General features: G+C 66.8%; 27 protein-coding genes. 13 read left to right on the forward strand and 14 right to left on the reverse strand.

Annotated elements, in window-relative coordinates:
- Positions 1 to 80: 80 nt before the first annotated feature.
- From ARC63_RS14255 to ARC63_RS14270, 4 genes are all read left to right on the forward strand, one after another.
- Positions 81 to 929 carry a MurR/RpiR family transcriptional regulator gene (locus tag ARC63_RS14255; RefSeq protein WP_053442421.1) on the forward strand — a complete coding sequence of 283 codons (849 nt, stop codon included), beginning with the start codon at positions 81 to 83 and terminating at the stop codon, positions 927 to 929.
- A 15-nt stretch (positions 930 to 944) separates the two neighbouring features.
- A complete protein-coding gene (locus ARC63_RS14260; protein WP_057503626.1) occupies positions 945 to 1,706 on the forward strand; it encodes a L,D-transpeptidase family protein in 762 nt (253 codons plus the stop codon).
- Positions 1,703 to 3,004, forward strand: a complete 1,302-nt coding sequence (locus ARC63_RS14265) for an APC family permease (RefSeq protein WP_010484214.1) — start codon at positions 1,703 to 1,705, stop codon at positions 3,002 to 3,004. The genes ARC63_RS14260 and ARC63_RS14265 overlap by 4 nt, the downstream gene beginning before the upstream one ends.
- Positions 3,005 to 3,114: 110 nt before the next feature.
- A complete protein-coding gene (locus ARC63_RS14270; RefSeq protein ID WP_010484215.1) occupies positions 3,115 to 3,438 on the forward strand; it encodes a hypothetical protein in 324 nt (107 codons plus the stop codon).
- A gap of 107 nt (positions 3,439 to 3,545) precedes the next feature.
- Here the strand turns inward: ARC63_RS14270 and yiaA are convergent, their stop codons facing one another.
- Entirely contained in the window at positions 3,546 to 4,001 is a 456-nt protein-coding gene (gene yiaA, locus ARC63_RS14275; protein WP_057503627.1) for an inner membrane protein YiaA, read from the reverse strand.
- Between the two features lie 168 nt (positions 4,002 to 4,169).
- Between yiaA and ARC63_RS14280 the strand changes: the two genes are divergently transcribed.
- Positions 4,170 to 5,339 (forward strand): PQQ-dependent sugar dehydrogenase, encoded by a 1,170-nt coding sequence (locus tag ARC63_RS14280; RefSeq protein ID WP_057503628.1) that lies wholly within the window; start codon positions 4,170 to 4,172, stop codon positions 5,337 to 5,339.
- 46 nt (positions 5,340 to 5,385) lie between these two features.
- Here ARC63_RS14280 and ARC63_RS14285 read toward each other — a convergent pair whose 3' ends face one another.
- The 4 genes from ARC63_RS14285 to folB all read right to left on the reverse strand — a co-directional run bounded on the left by ARC63_RS14285 (position 5,386) and on the right by folB (position 10,063).
- Positions 5,386 to 5,928: a hypothetical protein gene (locus ARC63_RS14285; RefSeq protein ID WP_010484218.1), complete on the reverse strand. Its 543-nt coding sequence runs from the start codon at positions 5,926 to 5,928 to the stop codon at positions 5,386 to 5,388.
- Between the two features lie 144 nt (positions 5,929 to 6,072).
- Positions 6,073 to 8,247 carry a glycoside hydrolase family 3 N-terminal domain-containing protein gene (locus tag ARC63_RS14290; RefSeq protein WP_057503629.1) on the reverse strand — a complete coding sequence of 725 codons (2,175 nt, stop codon included), beginning with the start codon at positions 8,245 to 8,247 and terminating at the stop codon, positions 6,073 to 6,075.
- A gap of 128 nt (positions 8,248 to 8,375) precedes the next feature.
- The gene (locus ARC63_RS14295) at positions 8,376 to 9,647 is read right to left on the reverse strand and encodes a mechanosensitive ion channel family protein (protein WP_010484220.1); all 1,272 of its coding nucleotides are present in this window, start codon (positions 9,645 to 9,647) and stop codon (positions 8,376 to 8,378) included.
- A 62-nt stretch (positions 9,648 to 9,709) separates the two neighbouring features.
- Positions 9,710 to 10,063 carry a dihydroneopterin aldolase gene (gene folB / locus ARC63_RS14300; protein ID WP_049426942.1) on the reverse strand — a complete coding sequence of 118 codons (354 nt, stop codon included), beginning with the start codon at positions 10,061 to 10,063 and terminating at the stop codon, positions 9,710 to 9,712.
- A 358-nt stretch (positions 10,064 to 10,421) separates the two neighbouring features.
- Between folB and ARC63_RS14305 the strand changes: the two genes are divergently transcribed.
- Positions 10,422 to 11,087 carry a hypothetical protein gene (locus ARC63_RS14305; RefSeq protein ID WP_057503630.1) on the forward strand — a complete coding sequence of 222 codons (666 nt, stop codon included), beginning with the start codon at positions 10,422 to 10,424 and terminating at the stop codon, positions 11,085 to 11,087.
- A 33-nt stretch (positions 11,088 to 11,120) separates the two neighbouring features.
- Here the strand turns inward: ARC63_RS14305 and tsaD are convergent, their stop codons facing one another.
- Positions 11,121 to 12,146, reverse strand: a complete 1,026-nt coding sequence (gene tsaD, locus ARC63_RS14310) for a tRNA (adenosine(37)-N6)-threonylcarbamoyltransferase complex transferase subunit TsaD (protein WP_010484223.1) — start codon at positions 12,144 to 12,146, stop codon at positions 11,121 to 11,123.
- Positions 12,147 to 12,312: 166 nt separating this feature from the next.
- Between tsaD and rpsU the strand changes: the two genes are divergently transcribed.
- From rpsU to ARC63_RS14340, 6 genes are all read left to right on the forward strand, one after another.
- On the forward strand, positions 12,313 to 12,528 hold the full coding sequence (gene rpsU, locus ARC63_RS14315) for a 30S ribosomal protein S21 (protein ID WP_002808376.1): 216 nt from the start codon (positions 12,313 to 12,315) through the stop codon (positions 12,526 to 12,528).
- Between the two features lie 133 nt (positions 12,529 to 12,661).
- Entirely contained in the window at positions 12,662 to 13,105 is a 444-nt protein-coding gene (locus ARC63_RS14320; RefSeq protein WP_005412032.1) for a GatB/YqeY domain-containing protein, read from the forward strand.
- Positions 13,106 to 13,208: 103 nt separating this feature from the next.
- Positions 13,209 to 14,153, forward strand: coding sequence for a YihY/virulence factor BrkB family protein (locus tag ARC63_RS14325; protein ID WP_019336363.1), 945 nt, complete (start codon positions 13,209 to 13,211; stop codon positions 14,151 to 14,153).
- A 60-nt stretch (positions 14,154 to 14,213) separates the two neighbouring features.
- Positions 14,214 to 15,953 (forward strand): DNA primase, encoded by a 1,740-nt coding sequence (dnaG, locus tag ARC63_RS14330; protein ID WP_043400033.1) that lies wholly within the window; start codon positions 14,214 to 14,216, stop codon positions 15,951 to 15,953.
- 28 nt (positions 15,954 to 15,981) lie between these two features.
- The gene (locus tag ARC63_RS14335; protein WP_057503631.1) at positions 15,982 to 16,482 is read left to right on the forward strand and encodes a protein tyrosine phosphatase family protein; all 501 of its coding nucleotides are present in this window, start codon (positions 15,982 to 15,984) and stop codon (positions 16,480 to 16,482) included.
- Between the two features lie 28 nt (positions 16,483 to 16,510).
- Complete coding sequence (locus ARC63_RS14340) at positions 16,511 to 17,482, forward strand: bile acid:sodium symporter family protein (RefSeq protein ID WP_057503632.1); 972 nt, start codon at positions 16,511 to 16,513, stop codon at positions 17,480 to 17,482.
- Positions 17,483 to 17,598: 116 nt separating this feature from the next.
- Here the strand turns inward: ARC63_RS14340 and cyoE are convergent, their stop codons facing one another.
- From cyoE to ARC63_RS14360, 4 genes are read right to left on the reverse strand one after another with little or no spacing between them, the layout of a single operon-like run.
- Positions 17,599 to 18,492, reverse strand: coding sequence for a heme o synthase (gene cyoE, locus ARC63_RS14345; protein ID WP_057503633.1), 894 nt, complete (start codon positions 18,490 to 18,492; stop codon positions 17,599 to 17,601).
- A 4-nt stretch (positions 18,493 to 18,496) separates the two neighbouring features.
- Positions 18,497 to 19,660 carry a COX15/CtaA family protein gene (locus ARC63_RS14350; RefSeq protein ID WP_057501836.1) on the reverse strand — a complete coding sequence of 388 codons (1,164 nt, stop codon included), beginning with the start codon at positions 19,658 to 19,660 and terminating at the stop codon, positions 18,497 to 18,499.
- Positions 19,661 to 19,670: 10 nt separating this feature from the next.
- Complete coding sequence (locus tag ARC63_RS14355; RefSeq protein WP_026347289.1) at positions 19,671 to 20,240, reverse strand: hypothetical protein; 570 nt, start codon at positions 20,238 to 20,240, stop codon at positions 19,671 to 19,673.
- 13 nt (positions 20,241 to 20,253) lie between these two features.
- Positions 20,254 to 20,991, reverse strand: coding sequence for an SURF1 family protein (locus ARC63_RS14360; RefSeq protein ID WP_043400045.1), 738 nt, complete (start codon positions 20,989 to 20,991; stop codon positions 20,254 to 20,256).
- Positions 20,992 to 21,048: 57 nt separating this feature from the next.
- On the opposite strand from ARC63_RS14360, the gene ARC63_RS14365 reads away from it, so the two are divergent.
- Positions 21,049 to 21,267, forward strand: a complete 219-nt coding sequence (locus ARC63_RS14365; RefSeq protein WP_010484233.1) for a twin transmembrane helix small protein — start codon at positions 21,049 to 21,051, stop codon at positions 21,265 to 21,267.
- Positions 21,268 to 21,287: 20 nt separating this feature from the next.
- Here ARC63_RS14365 and ARC63_RS14370 read toward each other — a convergent pair whose 3' ends face one another.
- Genes ARC63_RS14370 through ctaD form a run of 4 tightly spaced genes read right to left on the reverse strand, consistent with a single transcriptional unit; the run spans position 21,288 to position 24,598 of the window.
- Positions 21,288 to 22,163 carry a cytochrome c oxidase subunit 3 gene (locus ARC63_RS14370; protein WP_005412024.1) on the reverse strand — a complete coding sequence of 292 codons (876 nt, stop codon included), beginning with the start codon at positions 22,161 to 22,163 and terminating at the stop codon, positions 21,288 to 21,290.
- Positions 22,164 to 22,176: 13 nt separating this feature from the next.
- Entirely contained in the window at positions 22,177 to 22,767 is a 591-nt protein-coding gene (locus ARC63_RS14375) for a cytochrome c oxidase assembly protein (protein ID WP_019336368.1), read from the reverse strand.
- Positions 22,764 to 22,982, reverse strand: coding sequence for a hypothetical protein (locus ARC63_RS14380; protein WP_010484236.1), 219 nt, complete (start codon positions 22,980 to 22,982; stop codon positions 22,764 to 22,766). The genes ARC63_RS14375 and ARC63_RS14380 overlap by 4 nt, the downstream gene beginning before the upstream one ends.
- Before the next feature lie 8 nt (positions 22,983 to 22,990).
- The gene (ctaD, locus tag ARC63_RS14385) at positions 22,991 to 24,598 is read right to left on the reverse strand and encodes a cytochrome c oxidase subunit I (RefSeq protein ID WP_005407790.1); all 1,608 of its coding nucleotides are present in this window, start codon (positions 24,596 to 24,598) and stop codon (positions 22,991 to 22,993) included.
- Positions 24,599 to 24,621 lie beyond the last annotated feature (23 nt).

The following is a 24,621-nucleotide window of genomic DNA, read 5'->3' on the forward strand; positions in this document are numbered from 1 at the left end:
ACCCACTCCATGACCTGCTCTACGCTGCCAACCGCAACGCGTTCCCCTATGCTCCAACGTACGACCACCGGACGCTCCGCATGCCGCCCCTGCTGAAGATTCGCTCCGAGCGCGGGCAGATGTCGGCCATCGAGCGACGCATCGCCGACTTCATCCTCGACAACGCCCACCTGCTGCGCGACTACTCGTCCCAGCAGCTGGCCAGCGCGTTGGGCATCAGCCAGTCCAGCGTGGTGAAGTTCAGCCAGAAGCTCGGCTTCAAGGGCTACCCGGACCTGAAGTACTCGATCGGCCAGGACGTGGCTCGCGCCGGTGCCGATCCACAACAGGCCCCCAGCGAACCCGACAGCGGCGATGACTACCTGCGCCTGGGCGACGCCCTGCGCCGCAGCAAGGCGCAGGCCGAAGAGGAAACCCGCCAGGCCAACCCACGCGAGGAAATCGAGCGCATCGTGCAGCTGCTCGACGGCGCACCGAAGCTGTTCGTCCATGGCCTGGGTGACGATGGCCTGTTCGCCCGCGAGTTCGCCATGCGGCTGTCACTGCTCGGCCTGCTGGTAGTGCCGCATACCGACCCGATCCTGATGCTGGCCAATCTGTCGGCCGCACGCCCGGGCGATGCGCTGCTGATGTTCTCCGAGTTCGGCAACCTGCCCCAGCTTTCGCAGCTGTCACGGCAGTTCCAGGACATGGGTGGCAAGGTGATTTCCATCACCCGCCACACCGCCAACCCGCTGCGCGCGCATGCTGATGCTGCGCTGGTGGTGTGTGCGCACGATCGCACGCCGCAGGTCGCGCAGCTGCTGTACCGTAGCGCCATGCATGCCCTGCTCGATTTCCTGTTCGTGCTGCTCTGCCACACCAATCCGGACCGCCAGCAGCAGCTTGCGGTGAACCTGGAGCGGATCGACCACCTGCTGGATTCCTGACCGGAGCACCTGTTGATGAAATCGCTGGTTCGCCTCGCTACCGCTGCGCTGCTGCTTGCTGCGGCGGTGTCCGTCCACGCCGCGCCGCTGGATGGTGCGCGCCAGCTGATCGTGGTCACCAGCGAAAGCTGGGACAGCACCCAAGGCCAGTTGCAGGCCTATGTGCGCGATGGCAAGGGCTGGCATGCGCATGGACAGGCGTTCCCGGTGGCGCTCGGCCGCACCGGCAGTGCCTGGGGCCTGGGCCTGCACCCGGCGCAGGCCGACGGCCCGCAGAAGCAGGAAGGCGATGGCCGCAGCCCTGCGGGCGTGTTCGCGCTCGGCAGTGCGTTCGGCTATGCCGTCACTCGTGCCGGCACCGCGATGCCCTACCAGCCGATGCTGGACAGCAGCTACTGCATGGACGTACCCGGTTCACCGTTCTACAACCGCATCGTCGATGAGAAGAAGGTCGGCAGTGCAGCGGTCAAGGGCTCCACCGAGCCCATGCGGCTGGACCTGCACAACAAGGGCGATGTGCGTTACCAGGAAGGCTTCGTGATCGCCCACAACCCGGACAACCAGCCCGGCAAGGGCAGCTGCATCTTCGCCCACCTGTGGCGCCAGCCCGGCGAGGCCACAGCCGGCTGCACCGCCATGCCGCAGGCGCGCATGCAGGCCCTGCTGAACTGGTTGCGGCCGCAGGATGCGCCGCGCTTCGTGCTGCTGCCGCGTGCCGAGTACACGCGCCTGCAGGCCCAGTGGCAACTGCCCGCACTGAGCGGAGACGCCCGTTGAGCGCGCAGGACGAACCGCAGCTGCAGCGCGCGGTCAGCCGCTGGCAGATCGTCGGCCTGTCGATCAACGATGTGATCGGCAGCGGCATCTACCTGCTGCCGGCCGCCACCGTCGCCCTGCTCGGTCCCTTCAGCCTGTGGGGCGTGGTCGCCGCCGGCATCGTGGTCGCGCTGCTGGTGCTGTGCTACGCGCAGGCCGCCAGCTACTTCGATGAACCCGGTGGCAGCTACCTGTATGCACGCGAGGCGTTCGGGCGATTCGCCGGGTTCGAGATCGGCTGGATGATCTGGTTGACCCGCATCAGTTCGGCGGCCGCACTGAGTAATGCACTGGCCGATGCGGTCGCGCGCTTCTGGCCGTGGGCGGGCGCCGGCATGGGTCGCATCGCGGTGATCGTGGTGTCGCTGGGCTTCCTCACCGGCGTCAACATCATCGGCGTGCGCTCGGCCGCGCGTACCGGCGTGGTACTGGTGATCGGCAAGATGCTGCCGCTGCTGTTGTTCGTGGCCATCGGCGCGTTCTACATCGATCCGCAACTTGCGTTCTCCGGCCAGCGCCCGGACCCGCATGACCTGCAGCGCATGGGCGAAGCCGCGCTCCTGTTGCTGTACGCCTACGCGGGCTTCGAGAACATCCCGGCCGCGGCCGGCGAGTACCGCAATCCGCGCCGCGACATTCCTTTCGCGCTGATCACCATGATCATCACCGTCACCGTCATCTACGGCGCGGTGCAGGTGGTGGCGCAGGGCACGCTGGCCGGCCTGTCCAGCTCGGCCACGCCGCTGGCCGATGCCGCCGCCGGCTTCGGTGGCGAAGCGCTTGCGCTGATCCTGACGGTCGGCGCCACCATCTCCATCCTCGGCACCAACAGCAACACGATGATGATGGGCCCGCGCTTCCTGTTCGCGCTGGCCCGCGATGGCTACGGGCCGAAGATCCTGGCGCAGGTGCACCCACGCTTCCACACCCCGGCCGCCTCGATCCTCTGCCAGGGCCTGATCGCGCTCGGCCTGGCCCTGTCCGGTTCGTTCGTGCAGCTGGCCCTGCTGTCGATGACCACGCGCTTGTTCGCCTACATCGGCACTGCCGCTGCGGTGCTGGTGCTGGCCAAGCGCTACGCCGACCGGCCAGGTGCGCTGAAGCTGCCGGGTGGCCCGCTTATTCCGGTGCTGGCGCTGCTGCTGTGCCTGGCGCTGTTCGCCAGTGCCAGCTGGCAGAACATCGCCGCGGCGCTGGTGGCGTTTGCCATCGGCGCGGTGATCTACAAGCTGCCGCGCAAGGATGCCGACGCCGGGTGATCGGTAACGCCGCGGCATGCCCGGCGGATTGATCTGGTTATCACGCTGCCGGACCGGGCCGTTAACCGCCACGCAGGCACGATCAGGCTTCGTCCACAACGGAGCCTTCCATGACCGAGTACCAGATCCCCGGCCGCGTACCGGACGACAGCACCCCGCGCGATGCGGTCAGCAACTACTGGCGCGAGCGCTACACGGCCGAGCCGTACTACGACGACCAGTTGTTCTTCGAGGACTACGAGCCTGCCTACCGTATCGGACATGCGGCTCGCGCACAGGACATGATCCGCGCCTACGAACAGGTCGAAGCCGAGCTGGAATCGCGCTGGGCCAATGAACGTGGCCGCAGCCGGCTGGAATGGGCGCAGGCGCGCGGTGCCGTTCGCCGTGGCTGGGAGGATGCACAGCTGGCGGATCCGCGGTTGAAGCGATAACGCCAGGCTTTTGTAGAGCCGAGCCCACGCTCGGCTCTCGCACCACGTCTGTAGAGTCGAGCCATGCTCGACTGAGCCGAGCATGGCTCGGCTCTACACCGGATCGATCACTCCTGTTCCGGCAGCGGCGGCACGACCGCGCTGCGCTTGCTCTCACCGCCACCGGCGGCGATCAGGTCGCGGGTGTTCTTCTGCACCGCCACCGCACCGAACAGCGACAGCGCGTAGGCCATGCCATAGAAGCCCTTCTCGCTCGATGCCAGGGTGGCATTCCACAGGCCGACCAGCAGCAGCATCAGCGCCGACAGCAGCGCGAACCAGCACAACGCGTAGTACAAACCACTCACCGGAATACCCTCGACGCGGTCACGCACACTCTTCTGCAGCGACACCGCCGCGAACAGGCCGAACAGCAGCAGGGTCAGGTAGTAGCCCTTCTCGTTGAGCGCCATCGTGGCGGCGTTGAACAGGCCGATCAGGTAGGCCGCCGCGCCCAGCAACAGGGCCACCCACGAGGCGGCGATGAAGGCGGTGGACGGCTTGTGGGGCATGGCAGTGTTCATTGCAGATCCTTGCAGGCAGTCGGGCACGCGTTGCCCGGGCGTGCCCACCCTAGACGATCCCGCCGCCGTCGCACAGGGGGGCGCAGGACCTTCGGGCCACGACGGTCACCGCTCCAGTGGTATACAAGGGACAGCCCGGCCATCCGCATCCCCGCCCTGGAGATACCCATGACCCGCATGCCCCTGCTGCTCGCCCTCGGCCTGATGCCGATCCTGGCCACCTCCGCCTGCAATGCCGCCGACCCCGGCGCCAACGGCGCCCAGACCAGCGCGCCCGCAGCCTCCTCCGCCGCCGACCAGCGCCCGTTCACCGCCACCGAAGTCAGCCGTTTTGACCAGCCGTGGGCGATGACCTTCCTGCCCGACGGCAGCCTGCTGGTCACCGAGAAGCGCGGCAAGCTGCAGCACCTGGATCTGGCCAGCGGCCAGAAGCACGAGATCACCGGCGTTCCGAAGGTCGCCTACGGTGGCCAGGGCGGTTTCGGCGACATCATCCTGCATCCCGATTTCGCCCGTAATCACGTTGTGTACCTCAGCTACGCCGAGGAAGGCACGCTGGACACCCGCGGTGCTGCCGTGGCCCGTGCCACGCTGGCGCTGGACGCCAACGGCGCCGGTCAGCTCAAGGACCTGAAGGTGATCTGGCGGCAGAGCCCCAAGGTCAGCGGTGAGGGCCACTACGGCCACCGCCTCGCTTTCGGCCCGGACGGCAAGCTGTGGATCAGCTCCAGCGAGCGGCAGAAGTTCGATCCGGCCCAGGACATGGGCGGCAACCTCGGCAAGATCATCCGCCTCAACGATGACGGCAGCCTGCCGGCCGACAACCCGTTCGCCTCGCAGGGCGGCGTGGCCGCGCAGGTGTGGTCGCTGGGCCACCGCAACATCCTCGGCATGGCCTTCGACGCCAACGGCAAGCTGTGGGCACACGAGATGGGCCCGGCCGGCGGCGACGAACTGAACCTGATCGTGCGCGGCGCCAACTACGGTTACCCGATCGTCTCCAACGGCGACCATTACGACGGCCGACCGATTCCTGACCACGACACGCGTCCGGAATTCGCCGCCCCGAAGGTGACCTGGACGCCGGTGATCTCGCCGGCCGGCTTCGTGATCTACAGCGGCAGCCTGTTCCCGCAGTGGAAGGGCAGCGGCTTCATCGGTGGGCTGTCGTCGACCTCGCTGGTGCGTGTGGCGTTCGACGGCGACAGCGCGCGCGAGGCCGAACGCTTCAACATGGGCGAGCGCATCCGCGAAGTGGAACAGGGTCCGGATGGCGCGCTGTGGCTGCTGGAAGATGGCAGCAAGGCGCGCCTGTTGAAGCTGACGCCGAAGGCCTGATCGGCACCTTTTCCCGGAACGGCCCCGCATGCGGGGCCGTTTCCGTTTACTGGATGGTGATGACCTTCACCTCGGTCTTCGTGCAGGCCTGGTCCAGGCACTGCCCGTTCAACCACACCTGTCCATCGCCAATCATCACGCCCTGCTGGTTGACGAAGACCTTGCCGAAGTCCTGTTCGGACACCGCCTTGACCACCGCCGGGGTGATGATCTTCTCGTAGTTGCGCTGGAACTCACCGGGGCCGGTGATCTTCTTTCCGCCGCTGATGTTCAACGGGAAGTGCACTTCCTCGACCACGGCAGCACGATCTCCGCCGACCACCGCGGTCTTGAACGCGTTGAACACCTTTTCGTACTGCGCCGCATCGCCAAGCAGCGACTCGATGCGCGCGCGTGCGTCTTCGGCGGGCGCTTCCGCTTCGGACGCGGCCGGTGCGGCGGCGGTGGGCTCAGCGGGGGGTGCCGCAGGCGTCGCTGCAGCACTGGCCTCCATCGGCGGCGGAGCATCCGCCGCAGGCTCGGCCGGCGGCGCCGGCTGCGAACAGGCGGCCAGCAACAGGGCGGGAATCAGACAGGCCATCCGGCGCATGCGCGCGCTCCATCGAAACAGGGAACCCGATGGTAGCGCCGGGCCACGCCCGGCGTGTTCGTGCAACGTGAGCACAGCAACACCGGGCGTGGCCCGGCGCTACCGCTTGCCGTAGATCCACGCCATGCGTGGATGAGGGCGCAATCAGCCCTTCAGCAGCTCGAACTGCACCGCTTCACCGGCCGCCGACGAGGCGCATACCCACACGTCGAACACGCCCGGCTCGGCGCGCAGCACGCCGTCGCGGCCGGTGAACGACAGCTGCTCGCGGGTGAGGGTGAACAGCACCTCGGTCGACTCGCCCGGCTGCAGTGCCACCTTGCGGAAGTCCTTCAACTCACGCACAGGACGCACGCGGCTGGCCACGCGGTCATGGATGTACAACTGCACCACTTCCTCGCCGGCCACATCACCGCTGTTGGTCAGCGTGGTGGTGATGGTCAGGGTGTCGTCCCAGCCCAACTGCGCCGCGCTGAGCTGCGGCACGCCGTAGGCGAAGCTGGTGTAGCCGATGCCATGGCCGAACGGGTACAGCGGTTCGTTCGGAATCTCGCGCCAACGGGCCTTGAACTCCGACATGGTCGGCAGTTCCGGGCGGCCGGTGCGCGGGTGGTTGTAGAAGTACGGCTGCTGGCCGGATACCTGCGGGAAGCTGACCGGCAGGCGGCCGGACGGACTGTAGTCGCCGAACAGCACATCGGCCACGGCATGGCCGGTCTGCGTACCCAGGTACCAGGTCACCGCCACCGCCTGTGCATTGCGCACCGCGCCCTGCAGCGCCAGCGCGCGGCCATTGCGCAGCAGCACCACCAGCGGCTTGCCGGTCATCGCCACGGCCTCGGCCAGCGCCTGCTGGGCCGGCGGCAGGGTGATCTCCACGCGCGACTGCGCTTCACCGCTGTAGCGCTGCGGTTCGCCCAGCGCCAGCACCACCACGTCGGCGCGCAGAGCGGCAGCCACGGCTGCTTCGGTGCCGCCCGGAATGGCAGTTTCCAGTTCGCAGCCCGGCACGATTTCCAGCAGCGCTTCGTCACCGATGGCGGCACGGACGCCGGTTTCCAGATCCACGTAGCGCTGCTTGTCACCGAACAGCGTCCAGCAGCCTTCAATGTTCTCGCGGTCCTGCACGAACGGGCCGATAAGCGCGATCTTCTGCCCGGTCTTCTGCAGCGGCAGCACGTTGTCGCGGTTGTTCAGCAGCACGATCGAACGGCGCGCGGCGTCGCGCGACAGTTCGTCATGCGCGGCGAGGTGCGAGGTATCCGCTTCGCGCGCCGGGTCCAGCGAACGGTACGGGTCGTCGAACAGGCCGATGGTTTCCTTCAGCCACAGGATGCGGCGCACGCCCTCATCCAGCACCGCCATTGGCACCTCGCCGCTCTCGACCAGGCCCGGCAGGTGCTCGGCGTAGAAGCCGCTCTGCATGCTCAGGTCCAGGCCGGCGGTGAATGCCTTGGCGGTGGCATCGCGATCATCGGCAGCATAGCCGTGCGCGACCAGTTCCATGTCGGCGGTGTAATCAGAGATCACCACGCCCGGGAACTTCCATTCGCCGCGCAGGATGTCGGTCAGCAGTTCGGCATTGGCGCTGGCCGGCACGCCGTTGATGTCGTTGAACGAGGACATCACGGTGATCGCGCCGGCGTCGAAGGCGGCCTTGAACGGCGGCAGGTGCACGTCGCGCAGGGTCTGCGGCGAGATGTCCACCATGTTGTATTCCATGCCGGCCATCACCGCGCCATAGGCGGCGAAGTGCTTCGGCGTGGCCAGCAGCGAATCGGCGGCGCGCAGGTCGCTGCCCTGGAAGCCGCGCACGCGGGCGGCGGCGAACGCACAGCCCAGCACCACGTCCTCACCGGCACCTTCGGCGCCACGGCCCCAGCGCTGGTCGCGGGCGATGTCCACGGCCGGGGCATAGGTCCAGTGCAGGCCGGCAGCGGTGGCTTCGATGGCGGTGGCGCGCGCGGTGCGCTCGGCCAGCTCCGGTTCGAAGCTGGCGGCCTCGCCCAGCGGGATCGGGAACACGGTTCGCATGCCGTGGATGACGTCGGCAGCCAGGATCACCGGGATGCCCAGGCGGCTCTCCTCGGTGGCGACCTGCTGGATGCGGCGGCCCAGTTCGGCGCCGACACCATTGAAGAGGGACCCGACCTTGCCCTCGCGCACCTGCTGCAGCACCTGGTCGGCATTGCGCACGTTGGCTTCCGGGTTCACGTCCGGGGCGAACGGGCGGACCATGTCTGCGAAGACACCCAGCTGGCCGACCTTTTCCTCGACGGTCATCTGGGCAATGAGGGATTCGATGCGATCGGAGGCCACCGGCAGTCCTTGATGAAAACGTTTACAAGCCCGGCATTCTAGCGATCCCGAGCCGTTTGGCGAGAGGTTTCTTCATTCAGTTTCAGCCACCAGCGGGGACCGTATGGACCCGCCGGAGGCACCGCAGCTTACTCCGAGCCGGCCAACTGGCGCTGCCCGGCCATCAACATGGCGTCGCTGGAGGCTTGGAACACGCGCAGGCCGAAGGCCGGCAGGATCGCCAGCAGGTGGTCGAAGATGTCCGACTGCACCGCCTCGTACTCGCCCCAGGCGGTGCTACGGGTGAAGCAGTACAGCTCCAGCGGCAGGCCTTCGGTGGTCGGCTGCAGCTGCCGCACCAGCAGGGTCATGTCGGTGTGGATGCCCGGATGGCTGCGCAGGTAGCGCTCCACATAGGCACGGAAGGTGCCCAGGTTGGTCACCCGGCGGCTGTTGACCTCGGCCACGCCCTGCTCGCGCAGGCGCCCGTTCCACTGCCCCAGCTCCTGTTCCTTGTCCTGCAGGTAGTCGCGCAGCAGCGCGAACTGGCCGAGGAAGGCCAGGTCGCCCTCGTCCAGGAATCCGACGCTGTGCTGGTCCAGGTACAGCGCGCGCTTGATGCGGCGGCCACCGGCCTCCTGCATGCCGCGCCAGTTCTTGAACGACTCGGTCACCAGCTTCTTGGTCGGGATGGTGGTGATGGTCTTGTCGAAGTTCTGCACGGTGATGGTGTGCAGGGCGATGTCGATCACATCACCATCGGCGTTCTGGCTGGGCATCTCGATCCAGTCGCCGATGCGCACGCGGCCGTCGCCACTGATCTGCACGCTGGCCACCAGCGACAGGATGGTGTCCTGGAAGATCAGCATCAGCACCGCGGTGGCCGCGCCCAGGCCGGTGACCAGTGGCCCCAGGGCGACCCCCAGCAGGGTGGCGATGATGGACAGGCCGGCGGCCACGAACACCACGATCTTGACCACCTGCAGGTAGCCCTTGATCGGCTTGTTGCGTGCGTCGGGCTTGCGCTCGTACAGGCTGTTGGCCGCGTCCAGCGCATGCGAGAACGCCATCGACACGGTCAGTACCGCCCACACGATGCACAGCTTGATGATGACGTTGACCAGGCCGGGCGGCAGATCGGGAATGAGGGTGATGCCCGAGGCGATCACCTGGCTGGGCACCACGTTGGACAGGCGCGAAATGACCCGCATCAAATGGCTGCCACGCCCGGACTCGGCACCCGGCAGGCGCTGCAGCAGGCGCCGCAGGCCACGCACCAGGATGCGCTTGGTCACCCAGTTGGCCAGGCCCGCTGCGATCAGCAGCGCCGAGATCATCAACGCCAGGTAGGCGCCGGGATAGGGTTCCAGTGTGTTCTGCAGCTTTTCCAGCCACTGTACCGCCACCACCGCGTCCACCATCAGTTGTCTCCTTCTTCCTTCATTGATGTTGAGGTTGCCGGCCAGCGGCCGGCATGACCGGGTCACTCCCGCGTGCGCTCGATGATCACGCCCACCGCGCGCGCGCCGCGCACCGCGCCGGGCTTGCTCAGCTTCAGGCGCAGCCACTTCACGTCGAATTCGGTCAGTACGATCTGCGCGCAACGCTCGGCCAGGGTCTCGACCAGACCGAATTCCGATTCGCGCACGAACTGCTCCAGGCGCTTGCTCACCGCCTTGTAGTTCAGGGTGTGGGCGATGTCATCGGTAGCCGCAGGGCGACGGTTGTCGAAGCCCATTTCCAGGTCGAACACCAGGTCCTGGCGGATCCGTCGCTCCCAATCGTAGATACCGATCAGGGCGTCGATCGTCAGCCCCTCGATGAAAACCTTGTCCATTGCGCTTACCCGCCCGAATACAGGGGGCCATGGTAACGGCACGGCGGTGACCCTGCCCGGAACGGGCGATGGGTGGCCGGCACGGGGCGGGCCCGGAAAAGACAAAGGGCCCCGCTAGCAGGGCCCTTTGGTACTACCGTTTGTCCCCAGGGGGAGCTGGAATCCAGCCGCGAGTCCCGGTGGCGCAGGCACGCAGATTAGGCAAGGACCAGATCGCCGGTCAAGGCCAATTCCGACAGGGCAGGTCAGGTATTCGCCCGAGGCGAAACGCAGGAAATCAGCCGCGCGGACAACTACGTTCCCTGATGGTGGTCGCCGCCCACTCTCGCGAACATTGAGCCCTCCTTCACCACCGCACATGACGATGGCTCCATACGATGTACTGCGGCGCGCGTTGTCAGCGGAGCGCCTGTCGACTTACGAGAGAATCGCATCGACCTGCAGCCCTGACGTCACTGCCGATTCCCTGTATCTCTGGAACATGCGGATGTGCGGTGCGCTGATGATGCCGGTCCATCTGTGCGAGGTGGTCATTCGCAACGCCGCTGCAGCTGTGCTTACCCGACAGCACGGCCCGCGTTGGCCGTGGAATGATGCCTTCCGACGCAGACTGCCAACTTCATCCAGTACTTCTCCACGCACGGCACTGGAACAACTTGCCAGCCGCGTAACCGATACACCTGAGATCGTCACCAACCTGCCAATGGTGTTCTGGCAGCAGCTCTTTACATGTCGCTTCGACTCCACCCTGTGGATACCCGCGCTTGGTGGGGTTCTACGTCATGCGCCTTCGGCCCATCCCAGTGTCATCAGGAAAGCCATCCACGCAGACATTGGACGCATCCGCCACCTGCGCAACCGGATCGCGCACCACGAACCCATCCTGGAACGCGACCTCGGTGCCGACCTGGCCGCGATCAGGCGGCTGATCCACGCCCGCTGCCCGCACACCCTGGGCTGGCTGCAGCGCCATGAGCGGGCGACGACCGTGTTGGCGGCGTCGCCGTTGGCAGGGCGTCGGTAATACGTCCGCCCGGCGTGGCCCGGCGCTGCCGGATCACACCGCCGGCAGGGTCGCCATGTCCCAGCGCGGGGTCACATCCACCTTCGGCGGGCTGTGCTGGCCAGCCTGCAGGCGCAGCGCGCCAGCGAAGGCGATCATCGCGCCGTTGTCGGTGCACAGCGCGGGGCGCGGGAAACAGGCGCGGCCGCCCAGGCGCTCGGCCATCTGCTGCAGGCGCGCGCGCAGGCGCTTGTTGGCGCCCACGCCGCCAGCCACCACGATCACGTTGGTCCCGGCCGCTTCCAGCGCGCGCTCGCACTTGATCGACAGGGTCTCGACCACCGCGTCTTCAAAGCCACGGGCGATGTCGGCGCGGGTCTGTTCGCTCTGGTCGCTGTCGCGCCAGGCCATCAGCACCTGGGTCTTCAGGCCGGAGAAACTGAAATCCAGCCCGGGGCGGTCGGTCATCGGCCGCGCGAAGCGGTACGCGCCCGGCGTCCCCTGCTCGGCCAGCCTGGCCAGCTGGGGACCACCCGGGTACGGCAGGCCCATCAGCTTGGCGGTCTTGTCGAAGGCCTCGCCGGCCGCATCGTCCAGGGTCTCGCCCAGCAGGCGGTACTGGCCGATGGCGTCCACGGCCACCAGCTGGGTATGGCCGCCGGACACCAGCAGCGCCACGAACGGCGCCTCCGGCGGATCGTCTTCCATCAGCGGGGCCAGCAGGTGGCCTTCCATATGGTGTACGCCTACCGCCGGCACCTCCAGCGCCCAGGCCAGCGAGCGGGCCACGCCGGCGCCCACCAGCAGCGCGCCGACCAGGCCCGGACCCGCCGTATAGGCCACCCCGTCGATGTCGTCTACGCCCAGACCGGCGTCGGCCAGGGTCTGGCGCACCAGCGGCAGCAGCTTGCGGACGTGGTCGCGGCTGGCCAGCTCGGGCACTACACCGCCGTACTCGGCATGCAGGGCGATCTGGCTGTAGACCGCGTGGGCGCGCAGGGCCGCGCTGCCGGCCAGGTCGGTGTCATACACCGCCACGCCGGTCTCATCACAGGAAGATTCGATGCCAAGGACTCGCATGCCTGCTATTATGACGCCCCTGCCGCCCCCTCGGGGGATGTGCAGATCTCACTGCTTTCGAACTTCCGGCCCGTATTCAGGGTTGGCCGCTTGCAGTTTGTCTATTCGCCGCTATAATGTGCGGCTCGCCGGGCGTGACCCGGTTCTACTGTGTCCCGGAGATTCCATGCCCAGCGTCAAAGTCCGCGAGAACGAGCCCTTCGAGTTTGCTCTTCGCCGCTTCAAGCGCACTTGCGAAAAGGCCGGTGTGCTGGCCGAAACCCGCAAGCGCGAGTTCTACGAAAAGCCGACCCAGGAGCGCAAGCGCAAGGCCGCCGCTGCTGTGAAGCGTCAGCTGCGCCGCTCGTCGCGCGACGTCACCAAGCGTCAGCGCCTGTACTGATCGGACGCATCTTCATTGCGGCGGGCTTGCCTGTCGCGATGGAGCCGAAGCCGGCACGCGCGAGCGTCGCCGGCTTTTTGCGTTTCCGGGTTCGGGCATCCGCCCCGCCCCACCTACCACCACGAGGTTCCTCATGAGCATGAAGCAGCAGCTCACCGAAGACATGAAGGCCGCCATGAAGGCGGGCGAGAAGCACAAGCTGGGCGTGATCCGCCTGATCAATGCCGCCATCAAGCAGCGCGAAGTGGACGAGCGCATTGAACTGGATGACACCGCCGTGATCGCCGTGCTCGACAAGATGGTCAAGCAGCGCAAGGACTCGGTCAGCCAGTACGAGGCCGCCAACCGCGAGGACCTGGCCGAGATCGAGCGCGCCGAGATCGTGGTCATCGAAGCCTACCTGCCGGCGAAGATGGGCGAGGCCGAGATCGTGGCCGCCATCCAGGCCGCCATTGCCGAGACCGGCGCCTCCGGCCCGGCCGACATGGGCAAGCTGATGGGCGCACTGAAGCCCAAGCTCGCCGGCCAGGCCGACATGGGCCTGGTGTCCAAGCTGGTCAAGCAGCTGCTGGCATAAGCCATTGCCGGGGTCGGATCCCTTTCGCATCGCGGAAGGGCTCTGACCCCATTGATGCATCCGCTTCACCGCCCCTTCGACCCCCGGCTGCTACAACATCCCCATGGTCGAGCAATCCAACGCCCCCACCGGCTCGCGTCCCCACGGCTTCCCCGCACGGCTTCGCCACTACGCTGACCGCCTGCAGGACAGCTTTCCGATGGCGGTCGCCAAGCGCTTCGTCGAAATCGATGTGCTGACCCAGGCCGCTTCGGTCTCCTTCTACGCCCTGCTGTCGATGGCACCGCTGCTGGTGCTGCTGTTGTGGCTGACCGCCTCGCTGTACCCGCCTGCACAACAGACGTTGATCAGCCAGATCGGCTCGGTGGCCGGCAGCAGCGTGGCCAGCGTCGCCGACACCGTGCTGCACAACGCCAACAGCCAGCCCAGCGTGGGTTCGCTGGCCGGGCTGTGGAGCACACTGCTGCTGTTCATCGGCGCCACCGCCGTGTTCGCCCAGCTGCAGAACGCGCTGAACCGGATCTTCCACACCAGCGGCCAGCGCCTGGAAGGCGTCAAGGCCTGGCTGCGCAAGCGCGTGTTCTCGTTCGGCGTGGTGCTGGCACTGGGCTTCCTGCTGATCCTCTCGATGACCGCCACCACTGCACTGCAGGTGGTGTTCGCGCAGCTGCCCTCGGTGCTGCCGGCGATCGGCTACCTGACCTCGCTGCTGCTCTACACGCTGGCCTTCGCCTTCCTCTACCACTACCTGCCGGACCGCCGCGTGGCGTGGCGCCAGGCCTTCATCGGCGGCGCCATCACCTCGGTGCTGTTCACCCTGGGCCGGTATGGCATCGGCGTCTACATCGCCACCGTGGCCCCGGGCAGCGCTTACGGCTCGATGGGTGCGCTGGTGATCGCACTGGTGTGGATCTACTACGCCACCGCCGTGTTCTTCGTCGGCGCGCTGATGACCGCGGTGATCGACGAGCGCCTGCATGCACGGGCTCAGCTGGCCAAGGCCGGGGTCGAGGCCGAACAGGCCAGTCCCGGCGTCGCCAGCGAGTAAACTAGGGGAACCTGCCGCCCCTGCTGCGCGCCCTGGCGGCCGCGCCCCGTTCTGTTGCCCATGGCCCGTATCCCCGACGCTTTCATCGACGATCTGCTCGCCCGCTCCGACATCGTCGAGGTGGTGGGCAGCCGCGTGCCGTTGAAGCGACAGGGCAAGGAATATGCAGCGCGCTGCCCGTTCCATGACGAGCGCTCGGCGTCGTTCACGGTCTCGCCCACCAAGCAGTTCTATCACTGCTTCGGTTGCGGCGCGCACGGCACCGCGATCAGCTTCCTGATGAACTACGACCGCCTCGAGTTCCTCGACGCGGTGGATGAACTGGCCAAGCGCGCAGGCATGGAAGTGCCGCGCAGCGAGAACCCACGCAGCCCCCAGCAGCAGGACGACAGCCGCGAGCTGTATTCGGCGCTTGAGGCGGCCACGAAGTTCTTCCAGAGCAACCTGCAGGGCAGCGAAAAGGCACGCAGCTACCTGGATGGGCGTGGCGTGGACGAAGAGAACCGCGCACGCTTCCAGATCGGCTACGCGCCGGATGGGTACAGCGGCCTGCGCGATGCGCTCGGCAAGGACGAGCGGCGCATGAAGCTGCTCGACCGCGCCGGCCTGTTCTCCAAGAACGACCGCGGCCACGTCTACGACAAGTTCCGCGACCGGGTGATGTTCCCGATCTTCGACCGTCGTGGCCGGGTGATCGCCTTCGGCGGCCGCGTGTTCGAGAAGGACGACGGCCCCAAGTACCTCAACTCGCCCGAGACCGCGCTGTTCCACAAGGGCCGCGAACTGTACGGCCTGTGGCAGGTGCGCCAGGCCAACCAGAAGATCGAGCGGCTGATCGTGGTCGAGGGCTACATGGACGTGGTCTCGCTGTTCCAGTTCGGCGTCACCCAGGCGGTGGCCACGCTGGGCACGGCGACCACGCCGGACCATGCCGAGCTGTTGTTCCGCAACGCGCCGGACGTGTTCTTCTGCTTCGACGGCGACGCCGCCGGCCGCCGTGCCGGCTGGAAGGCGCTGGAGTCGGTGCTGCCGCGCATGAAGGATGGCCGTCAGGCCTTCTTCCTGTTCCTGCCCGATGGCGAGGACCCGGACACCATCGTGCGCAAGGAAGGCGCCGAGGCCTTCAACGAACGCCTGAAGCAGGCCACGCCGCTGTCCCAGTTCTTCTTCGACGAGCTCACCCGCGAGATCAACCTGGGCACGCTGGACGGCAAGGCGCGCCTGGCCGAGCGGGCCAAGCCGATGCTGGCGCAGATTCCCGACGGTGCCTTCGGCGACCTGATGAAGCAGCAGCTGGCGCAGCTGACCGGCCTCGGCGGCAACGCCCAGGCTGCACGCGCTTCGATGCCTCAGCGCCAGCCGGCACGCACTATTCAACCGGTGGCCAAGCGCAGCCTGGTGCGCGGCGCGATCGCCGTGCTGCTGCAGCAGCCGTCGCTGGCGCTGACCCTGGGCGGCAAGCACCACTTCCAGGGCCTGCGCCTGCCCGGCGTGGAGCTGCTGCTGGAGCTGCTGGGGCTGGTCGAACAGCGCCCGGACATCAGCACCGGCGCCCTGTTGGAACACTTCGACGGCCGCGAGGAACAGGCCTCGTTGCATACGCTGGCGGCACAGACGCTACCCGGCACCGAGGCCAGCTGGACCCAGGAACTGCATGACGCGGTGGCCCAGCTGGAAAAACAGCTGCTGGTGCAACGTCTGGAGGAGTTGTTGGCAAAGCAGCGCCAACAGGGTCTGGACGATACTGACAAATACGAACTGCGCGAGCTGTTGAAGGCCCGCGCCGGGCTGCGCCTGTAGAGGGGCAGACGCTTTCACGGAGAGGACCATGCTGCTGCGCCTGACCTGCCTGCTGTTGTTGTCGCTCTGCCTGCCGCTGGCCGTCCTGGCCGCGGATACCCCGCTCAATGAAGTCCGCCCCGGCCTGTATGCCGGCGGCCAGCCCAGTGCCGCACAACTGCGCGAACTGGCTGCACAGGGTGTGCGCACGGTGATCGACCTGCGCCAGCCCGACGAAGACCGCGGTTTCGATGAAACCCGCGTGGCCGAATCGCTGGGCCTGCGCTATGTGCGCATTCCGGTGGCCGGCGCAGAGGGCCTGGATGCGGCCAATGTGCGCGCCGTGCACCAGGCCCTGCAGCAGAGCCAGGGGCCGGTGCTGCTGCACTGCGCGTCCGGCAACCGTGCCGGTGCCGTGCTCGGCTTGGTCAATGCACGTTACGAACACGCCAGCCCGGAACAGGCCCTGCAGCTCGGCCAGCGTGCCGGCCTGAAGTCGCTGGAAGCCGCCACCCGCCAGCGCCTGGCCACGCCATCCATTTCGCCCTGACTCCACCGCACCAAGGACCCTGCCCACCATGACCCGCTGGTGGTCGCGCCTGCGACCGGACAACTTCACCCTCGCGCTGCTGTGCACCGTCGGCCTGGCCTCGCTGCTGCCGATGAAGGGCGCCGCCGCCATCGTCCTTGATGACGTCACCACCGTCGCCATCGCGGCGTTGTTCTTCCTGCACGGCGCGCGCCTGCCGCGCGAGTCGATCATCGGCGGCATGCTGCACTGGCGGCTGCACCTGACCATCCTCGCCTGCACCTTCATCCTGTTTCCGCTGCTGGGGCTGATGTTCAAGCCACTGTCGGGCTGGCTGCTGACCCCGGAGCTGTACCTGGGCGTGCTGTTCCTGTGCACCCTGCCCTCCACCGTGCAGTCGTCCATCGCGTTCACCTCGATGGCGCATGGCAACGTGCCCGCAGCAGTGTGCAGTGCCTCGCTGTCGAGCATCCTCGGCGTGTTCCTCACCCCGCTGCTGCTGACCGCGTTGGCCGGCACCTCCGGCGGCGTGCACGATCCGCTGCATGCGATCGGCGGCATCATGCTGCAGTTGCTGGTGCCGTTCGTGGCCGGCCATCTGCTGCGGCCGTGGATTGCCGGCTGGGTGGAGAAGCAGCGTGCACTGCTGCGCTACACCGACCAGGCCACCATCCTGCTGGTGGTGTACTCGGCCTTCGGCGAAGCCGTCACCGAGGGCCTGTGGAGCAAGACGCCGCTGCTGTCACTGCTGGCCGTGGCCGTCGTGGCCGCGGTGCTGCTGGGCATCGCCATGCCGCTGATCACCGTCATCGCCCGCCGCCTGCGCTTCAACCGCGAGGACGAGATCGCCATCGTGTTCTGCGGCTCGAAGAAGAGCCTGGCCACGGGCGTGCCGATCGCCAAGGTGTTGTTCGCTGGTGGCAGCCTCGGTGCCATCGTGCTGCCGGTGATGATCTACCACCAGATCCAGCTGATCGTCTGCGGCGTGATCGCACAGCGGTATGCGCGGCGCAAGCCCTGACGCGACGAGGAGAACATCCACGCATGGTGTGGATCTACTGTAGAGCCGAGCCCACGCTCGGCTGCTCTTCCAACCACCCCTCAGCCGAGCATGGGCTCGGCTCTACAGGTGGCGCTTTACAACCAGGGCAGGATCCAGTGGTCCACCAGCAGGAAGGCGAACAGCGCCATCAGGTACACGATGGAGTAATAGAACATCTTCATCGAGAACAGTTCGTCCGGCGGGTCCAGCATGCGCCAGGCGTACCAGAGGAACACGGCGTTGAGCACGATCGCGCCGCCCAGGTAGAACGCGCCACTCATGCCCACCAGGTACGGCAGCAGGCAGACCAGTGCCAGCACCACCGAGTACACCATGATCTGCTTGCGGGTGTGCACCACGCCATGGGTCACCGGCAGCATCGGGATTTCGGCCTTGGCGTAGTCCTCGCGGCGGAAGATCGCCAGTGCCCAGAAGTGCGGCGGCGTCCAGATGAAGATGATCAGCACCAGCAGCGACGAGTACGCCCAGTCCGACGAACCCTGCATGCCGGTCACCGCGGCCCAGCCCAGCATCGGCGGCATCGCGCCGGCCAGGCCGCCGATGACGATGTTCTGCGAGGTCGCGCGCTTGAGGTACACGGTGTAGATCACCGCATAACCGATCAGCGAGGCGAAGGTCAGCACCGCGGTGATCAGGTTCACCCACAGCACCAGGATCACCATCGACAGCACGATCAGCACGCCGGCGAACACCAGCACCTGCCACGGCTTGACCTTGCCCACCACCAGCGGGCGCCACGAGGTGCGTGCCATCTGCGCATCGATGTGCGCGTCCAGCAACTGGTTGATCGCCGCCGCGGCCGAGGCCGCCAGCCAGATGCCGAGGAAGCCGAGCACGCCGGCACGCACCTGCTCCCAGCTGGGCACGCCCGGAATGGCCAGGACCATGCCGACCAGGGCGGTGAAGACGATCAGGGCGACGACCTTGGGCTTGGTCAGGTCCCAGTACTGGCGGTAATTGGAAAACATGGAATCAGTCCGGGGCACGCAGGCGGGCCAGCAGGCTGACCAGTACGAACAACAGGGCAACGGCCACGCCGTTGTGGGCCACCGCCACTTCCAGCGGCAGCGCCAGCTTCACATTGAGGATGCCGAGGGTGACCTGCAGCACCAGCAGCGCGATCAGCGCGCTGGCCCAGCCACGCATGCTCGGCAGGCGGAACAGGCGCACGCCCAGCCACAGCAGGTAGACGGCCACCACCACCGCGAACAGGCGATGCGCCATCTGGATGGCGATACGCGAGGCGCCATCCAGCACGCCGCCTTCGTAGTCCACGCCGATGCCGCGCCACAGGGTGAAGCCCTCGACGAAGTTGTGCTGCGGCCACCACTGGTTGGCACAGCGCGGGAAGTTGTCCAGCGAGGCGCTGCCGCCGCCGCAGGCCAGCGCCGCGTAGTTGGCGCTGACCCAACCGCCCAGCGCGATCTGGGTGACCAGCACTGCTACGCCGATGCGCAACAGCCACTTCAGCTTCGGTGCTTCGGCCAGGGTGATCGGCATGTGCGTTGCGCGCCAGGCCATCCACACCAGCAGCGCGAACATCAGCATGCCGCCCAGCAGGTGGCCCATCACTACGATGGGTTTCAGCAGCAGGGTCACCGTCCACATGCCCAGCAGGGCCTGGAAGATCACCACCGCCAGGGTCAGCAGGGCAGCGCGCGCCAGGTCGATGTTGCTCCAGCGCAGCGCCGCGATCAGCAGGATCGCCTCGCCTATCAGGGCCAAGGCGCTGGCGGTGCCGTGCCAGCCCATCATGTACAGCGGTATGCCGGCGGCCACCAGTACGCAGGCGGTCACCACCGCCGTGCTTCCGAATCGCCGCTTGCGCGTGGCCAGCAGCGCCAGGGTCAGGATCTCGATGCCCAGCGCGCCGGCCAGGAAGCGATGCACCTGCTCACGCCAGGCCTTGTGGGTTTCCAGCGGGCGGATCTCCGCCGCCGGATGGCCGATGGTCTCTTCCACGTGCTGCGGCCAGGTGGCCTGTCCATAGCAGGTCGGCCAGTCCGGGCAGCTCAGGCCGGCATCGGACAGGCGCACGAAGGCGCCGAACATGATCGTGCTCGCGGTCATGATCATGGCGAACCACGCCAGGCGGTGGAAATTGCGGTGCAGCGCCGGACGCGCGGAAAGGCTCATCAAACGGGACTCACTTCAGTTTCAGCAACGTGGCCATGTCCTTGCGCAGGCCACCCAGGTCACTGCCGGGGGCATGGCGCATGATCACGAAGCCGTTCGGATCGATCACGTAGACCGGCAGGCCAGCCGGATCGTCGACGCCGGGCAGGGCCGCGCGCAGTGCTGGCGACGGTGCCAGCGGCCGCAGCGCGGGCAGCGAGGCGATCGACGCCGGTGGCGTTCCCAGCCACAGGATTTCGACATTATCGGCGTTATGGCCGAACAGCTGCCACACCTTGCCCAGTCCCTGCGACAAAGTGACGCACTGCGCGTCGCAGACTCCGGCCGGCGCCACCAGCAGGCGCCAGGTACGGGCCTCGGGATTCCACGGATAAGGCTGGCCGCTGGCCAGGGTCGGCGCCTGCTGGCGCAGGTCCACCGGCGGCTTCAGCAGCTGGCCGGCATTGCGGTGCCCGGTGGGCTGCCAGCCAGAGAAGCGCAGCACGGCAGCCAGCGCCATCGCCCCGAAGAACACGGCAAACAGCAGTACCAGGGTCCGGCGGCCAGAGCCGCGCGCCTGCGGGGACGTAGCAGTGTTCATGCGGGGCATTTTCTCATGGTTGGGTACGGGATGCCGGTCGTGCCACGGCGCGCCTCCTGCGCCACTCCAACACCAGCGCAACGACGAGCACGGTCAGGGCCAGGCCGAACCACTGCACGGCGTAGCCCAGATGACGCTGCGGCGGCAAGGTGTTCGGCAGCAGGTCCAGATCACGTTCGTCGCCGAAGGGCAGCGCCGGGTCCAGGCGCAGTACACGATCGGGAAGTGACTGCACCCCCAGCGCGCGGGCCAGGCCTTCGGCCGGCAACCGGCTGGCCAGCCAGCGGCCCGCTTCATCGGTGGTGGAGAACGCCGGGCCCAGTGCCAGTCCCGCTGACGGCGGCGGCGCCAGCAACCCACGTACGGCCACCGGCGAAGGTGGCGACGGCACATCCGGCAGGGTGCGATCAGGCGGCAGCGCGCGCCATCCCAGATCGACCAGCAACACACTGCCCTCGTCACTGCGGAACGGGCGGTAGATCTTCACGCCGGCACGGCCGTGCCGGGTCTGGTTATCCAGCAGCACCACGCCGGGCAGGAAGCGACCGTGGTCGGCCACGCCATGCAACGCACCGGGCGCTGCCAGCGCCTGCGCCAACGACAGTACCTGCGCTGCGGCTGGACCCTGTGCATCCAACATTGCCTGTTTGGCATGCATGCGCTGCAGCTGCCACAGCCCCAATGCGGTGAAACCGGCCATTGCCAGCACGGCCAGCAGCCATCCGAGCACGCGCGTGTGCTGGCGCATCATGACAAGTCCGCGCAAACGCGGTCAGATAGGCACATCCACCCTGCCCTCGAGCCGCGCATGAGTGATTCGCTGAAGACCCTGCTGGTAATCGCGTTTCTGATCGTCATCGTCTGGAATCTGGGCGCCGGCCTGTATTACCTGCTGGTCGACCGCGGCCAGACCAAGCGCACGGTCAACGCACTGACACGCCGCATCGGGGTGTCGGTGGCCTTGATCGTACTGGTGATCGTGAGCATCTACATGGGCTGGATCAAACCGCACGGCATCGGCGGCTGAGGCCACCGATGCGTGCGCGGTCAAAGCACGTAGACGAACATGAAGAGCATCAGCCACACCACGTCGACGAAGTGCCAGTACCACGCGGCGGCTTCGAAACCGAAATGGTTGTCGCGGGTGAAGTGTCCCTTGGCCGAACGCAGCCACATCACGATCAGCATGATCGTGCCCAGCAGCACGTGCGCGCCGTGGAAGCCGGTCAGCATGAAGAACGTCGAACCATAGATACCCGAGCCGAGCGTCAGGTTCAGTTCCTTGTAGGCGTGGATGTACTCTTCCGCCTGCAGGGTCAGGAAGCCGAGGCCGAGCACCACGGTCAGGCCCAGCCAGATCAGCAGCTGGCGGCGGTTGCCGGCCTTCAGTGCATGGTGGGCGATGGTCAGGGTCACGCCGGAGGTGAGCAGGATCAGCGTGTTGATCAGCGGCAGGCCCCAGGCCGGGATGGTCTGGAACGCACCGCCGATCGCCGCCGGGCCATTGGTCGGCCATCCTGCCGAATAGCCCTGCCAGAGCAGTTCGTTGGTCATCACCCCGCGGCCTTCGCCGCTGAGCCACGACAGGCCCAGGTTGCGGGTGTAGAACAGCGCGCCGAAGAAGGCGCCGAAGAACATCACCTCGGAGAAGATGAACCAGATCATCCCCATCCGGAACGAACCATCGACCTGGTGGTTGTAGTTGCCGGCCTGCGACTCGCGCACCACGTCGCTGAACCACCAGAACAGGGTCAGCACCAGCATCGCGATGCCGATGTAGAACGTCCAGCGTCCCCAGCTGGCATCGTTGAGCCAGCTGGCCACGCCCACCATGGTCACCATCATCGCGATGGAACCCACGAACGGCCATTTGCTCTGGGCCGGGACGAAGTACACGTTGGCGTCGGTCGGTGTCTGGGCCATGTCGGTATCCGGGTCAGGGTGCGGCGTGCGCGCCTTCCGAGGTGGCGGCCGGGGCCAGCCGATCGGACAGCGCGTCGTTGCGGTAGAAGGTGTAGGACAAGGTGATCGTCCTGATCTCCGGCGGCAGATCCGGATCGACGATGAAACGCACCGGCATGTCGCGCTTCTCGCCAGCCTGCAGCGTCTGCGCGGTGAAACAGAAACATTCGGTCTTGCTGAAGAAGCCCGAGGCACGCGCCGGCGCCACCGAAGGCACCGCACTGCCGACCACCGCCTGCTGGCTGTCGTTGCGTGCGAAGTACAACGCTTCGTTGAGTTCGCCGGGCACCACGTCCATGGTCAGCTGTTCGGGATGGAACGACCACGGCAGGCGCGAGTTGACGCCGCCATCGAATTCCACCCGTACGGTGCGCTTGCCGGACGCCGCACCCGCACTGGCTTCGCTGCCGGGGCCGCGCTCCAGTCGCACGCCGAACACCTTCTCGCAGGCGATGCGATACAGCGGCACCAGCGAGAACGTCAGCAGGAACACCGCCACCGCCACGCCGATCAGGCGCGGCAGCCCGGCACTGCGTGAGGTCGCGGTGGCCGGTGCGTCGCTCATCGGCCGATCACCCCACTGAGGATGAAACCGACGTAGACCAGCACAGCGATGGCGCCGACCCACATCGCCGTGCGCCTAGCGCGCCGGCGTTGCTGTTCGATGCCGTTTTCCGGGGCGTCGCCCGGGCTGTTGTAGAGCCGAGCCATGCTCGGCTGCTTTTCGTCAGCCGAGCATGGCTCGACTCTACAGATCTGCAGCGGGCTCTCGTTATGCATGCCCCACCTCAGTGCGTGATGTCGTCATGCGCCAGATCCCCCGGACGGATGGTCGGCGGCGTGGTGAAGGTGTGCGCCGGTGCCGGCGATGGCAGCGTCCACTCCAGCCCACGTGCGCCTTCCCAGGAACGCGCCTCGGCCTTCTCGCCATTGCGCAGCGAGGACAGCAGGATCGCGGCCATCATGAACGGCGTGACGAACATGCCGAACGCACCGATCGAGCTGATCAGGTTCCAGTCGGCGAAGGCCACGCTGTAATCCGGAATGCGGCGCGGCATGCCGGCCAGGCCGAGGAAGTGCTGCGGGAAGAACAGCAGGTTGACGAACACGATCGACCACCAGAAGTGCACCTTGGCCCACTTCTCGCTGTACATGCGCCCGGTCCACTTCGGCCACCAGTAGTACACCGCGGCAATCAGCGCGAACACCGCGCCGGTCACCAGCACGTAGTGGAAGTGGGCGACCACGAAGTAGGTGTCGTGGTACTGGAAGTCGGCCGCCACGATCGCCAGCATCAGGCCGGAGAAGCCACCGATGGTGAACAGGATGACGAAGGCCACCGACCACAGCATCGGCGCCTCGAACGTCAGCGAGCCGCGCCACATAGTGCTGACCCAGTTGAACACCTTCACGCCGGTCGGGATCGAGATCAGCATGGTGGCGAACATGAAGTAGATCTCGCCACCCAGCGGCATGCCCACGGTGAACATGTGGTGGGCCCAGACGATGAACGACAGGAACGCGATCGCGGCGGTGGCGTACACCATCGCCTGGTAGCCGAACAGCGGCTTGCGGCTGAAGGTCGGGATGATCTCGCTGACCACGCCGAAGGCGGGCAGGATCATGATGTAGACCTCGGGGTGCCCGAAGAACCAGAAGATGTGCTGGTACATCACCGGGTCACCGCCACCGGCGGCATTGAAGAAGCTGGTGCCGAAGAACTTGTCGGTCAGCAGCATGGTCACCGCACCGGCCAGCACCGGCATCACCGCAATCAGCAGGAAGGCGGTGATCAGCCAGGCCCAGCAGAAGATCGGCATTTTCAGCAGGTCGATGCCCGGCGCACGCATGTTGAGCACGGTGGCGATGATGTTGATCGCGCCCATGATCGAACTGATGCCGGCCACGTGGATGGCGAACACGCTGAAGGCGACGTTGTAGCCCCCCTGCAGCGACAGCGGCGGGTACAGCGTCCAGCCACCGGCCGGTGCACCACCGGGCAGGAACAGGGTCAGCAGCAGCAGGCTGAAGGCCACCGGCAGCAGCCAGAACGACCAGTTGTTCATGCGCGGCAGCGCCATGTCCGGCGCGCCGATCTGCAGCGGGATCATCCAGTTGGCCAGGCCCACGAAGGCCGGCATCACGCCACCGAAGATCATCACCAGCGCATGCACGGTGGTCATCTGGTTGAAGAACTCGGGCTTGACGAACTGCAGGCCCGGCTGCGCCAGCTCGGCGCGGATCACCACGCTCATCGCCGCACCGATGATGAACATGATGAAGCTGAAACCGAGGTACAGCGTGCCGATGTCCTTGTGGTTGGTCGAGAAGAACCAACGCTCGAAGAAGCTCTGGTGGTGATGGTGATCGTCGTGCCCAACTGCCGAGTGCGCCATTGCAAAACACCTCTCAGAATCGG

The sequence above is a fragment of the Stenotrophomonas geniculata ATCC 19374 = JCM 13324 genome (assembly GCF_001431625.1).
GTDB classification, from domain to species: Bacteria; Pseudomonadota; Gammaproteobacteria; order Xanthomonadales; family Xanthomonadaceae; genus Stenotrophomonas; species Stenotrophomonas geniculata.

Excerpts from the sequence above, each read along its gene's own strand:
- ARC63_RS14350 (WP_057501836.1), bottom strand. The coding sequence starts at position 19,660 with ATGAGCCTTTCCGCGCGTCCGGCGCTGCACCGCAATTTCCACCGCCTG.
- ARC63_RS14355 (WP_026347289.1), bottom strand. The coding sequence starts at position 20,240 with ATGAACACTGCTACGTCCCCGCAGGCGCGCGGCTCTGGCCGCCGGACC.
- ARC63_RS14285 (WP_010484218.1), bottom strand. The coding sequence starts at position 5,928 with ATGCGCCGGATGGCCTGTCTGATTCCCGCCCTGTTGCTGGCCGCCTGT.
- ARC63_RS14325 (WP_019336363.1), top strand. The coding sequence starts at position 13,209 with ATGGTCGAGCAATCCAACGCCCCCACCGGCTCGCGTCCCCACGGCTTC.
- ARC63_RS14305 (WP_057503630.1), top strand. The coding sequence starts at position 10,422 with ATGACGATGGCTCCATACGATGTACTGCGGCGCGCGTTGTCAGCGGAG.
- ARC63_RS14370 (WP_005412024.1), bottom strand. The coding sequence starts at position 22,163 with ATGGCCCAGACACCGACCGACGCCAACGTGTACTTCGTCCCGGCCCAG.
- ARC63_RS14280 (WP_057503628.1), top strand. The coding sequence starts at position 4,170 with ATGACCCGCATGCCCCTGCTGCTCGCCCTCGGCCTGATGCCGATCCTG.
- ARC63_RS14380 (WP_010484236.1), bottom strand. The coding sequence starts at position 22,982 with ATGCATAACGAGAGCCCGCTGCAGATCTGTAGAGTCGAGCCATGCTCG.
- rpsU (WP_002808376.1), top strand. The coding sequence starts at position 12,313 with ATGCCCAGCGTCAAAGTCCGCGAGAACGAGCCCTTCGAGTTTGCTCTT.
- tsaD (WP_010484223.1), bottom strand. The coding sequence starts at position 12,146 with ATGCGAGTCCTTGGCATCGAATCTTCCTGTGATGAGACCGGCGTGGCG.
- ARC63_RS14270 (WP_010484215.1), top strand. The coding sequence starts at position 3,115 with ATGACCGAGTACCAGATCCCCGGCCGCGTACCGGACGACAGCACCCCG.
- dnaG (WP_043400033.1), top strand. The coding sequence starts at position 14,214 with ATGGCCCGTATCCCCGACGCTTTCATCGACGATCTGCTCGCCCGCTCC.
- ARC63_RS14340 (WP_057503632.1), top strand. The coding sequence starts at position 16,511 with ATGACCCGCTGGTGGTCGCGCCTGCGACCGGACAACTTCACCCTCGCG.
- ARC63_RS14360 (WP_043400045.1), bottom strand. The coding sequence starts at position 20,991 with ATGATGCGCCAGCACACGCGCGTGCTCGGATGGCTGCTGGCCGTGCTG.
- ARC63_RS14255 (WP_053442421.1), top strand. The coding sequence starts at position 81 with ATGCCGCCCCTGCTGAAGATTCGCTCCGAGCGCGGGCAGATGTCGGCC.
- ARC63_RS14365 (WP_010484233.1), top strand. The coding sequence starts at position 21,049 with ATGAGTGATTCGCTGAAGACCCTGCTGGTAATCGCGTTTCTGATCGTC.
- ARC63_RS14375 (WP_019336368.1), bottom strand. The coding sequence starts at position 22,767 with ATGAGCGACGCACCGGCCACCGCGACCTCACGCAGTGCCGGGCTGCCG.
- ARC63_RS14335 (WP_057503631.1), top strand. The coding sequence starts at position 15,982 with ATGCTGCTGCGCCTGACCTGCCTGCTGTTGTTGTCGCTCTGCCTGCCG.
- ARC63_RS14260 (WP_057503626.1), top strand. The coding sequence starts at position 945 with ATGAAATCGCTGGTTCGCCTCGCTACCGCTGCGCTGCTGCTTGCTGCG.
- ctaD (WP_005407790.1), bottom strand. The coding sequence starts at position 24,598 with ATGGCGCACTCGGCAGTTGGGCACGACGATCACCATCACCACCAGAGC.
- folB (WP_049426942.1), bottom strand. The coding sequence starts at position 10,063 with ATGGACAAGGTTTTCATCGAGGGGCTGACGATCGACGCCCTGATCGGT.
- yiaA (WP_057503627.1), bottom strand. The coding sequence starts at position 4,001 with ATGAACACTGCCATGCCCCACAAGCCGTCCACCGCCTTCATCGCCGCC.
- ARC63_RS14320 (WP_005412032.1), top strand. The coding sequence starts at position 12,662 with ATGAGCATGAAGCAGCAGCTCACCGAAGACATGAAGGCCGCCATGAAG.
- ARC63_RS14295 (WP_010484220.1), bottom strand. The coding sequence starts at position 9,647 with ATGGTGGACGCGGTGGTGGCGGTACAGTGGCTGGAAAAGCTGCAGAAC.
- cyoE (WP_057503633.1), bottom strand. The coding sequence starts at position 18,492 with ATGTTTTCCAATTACCGCCAGTACTGGGACCTGACCAAGCCCAAGGTC.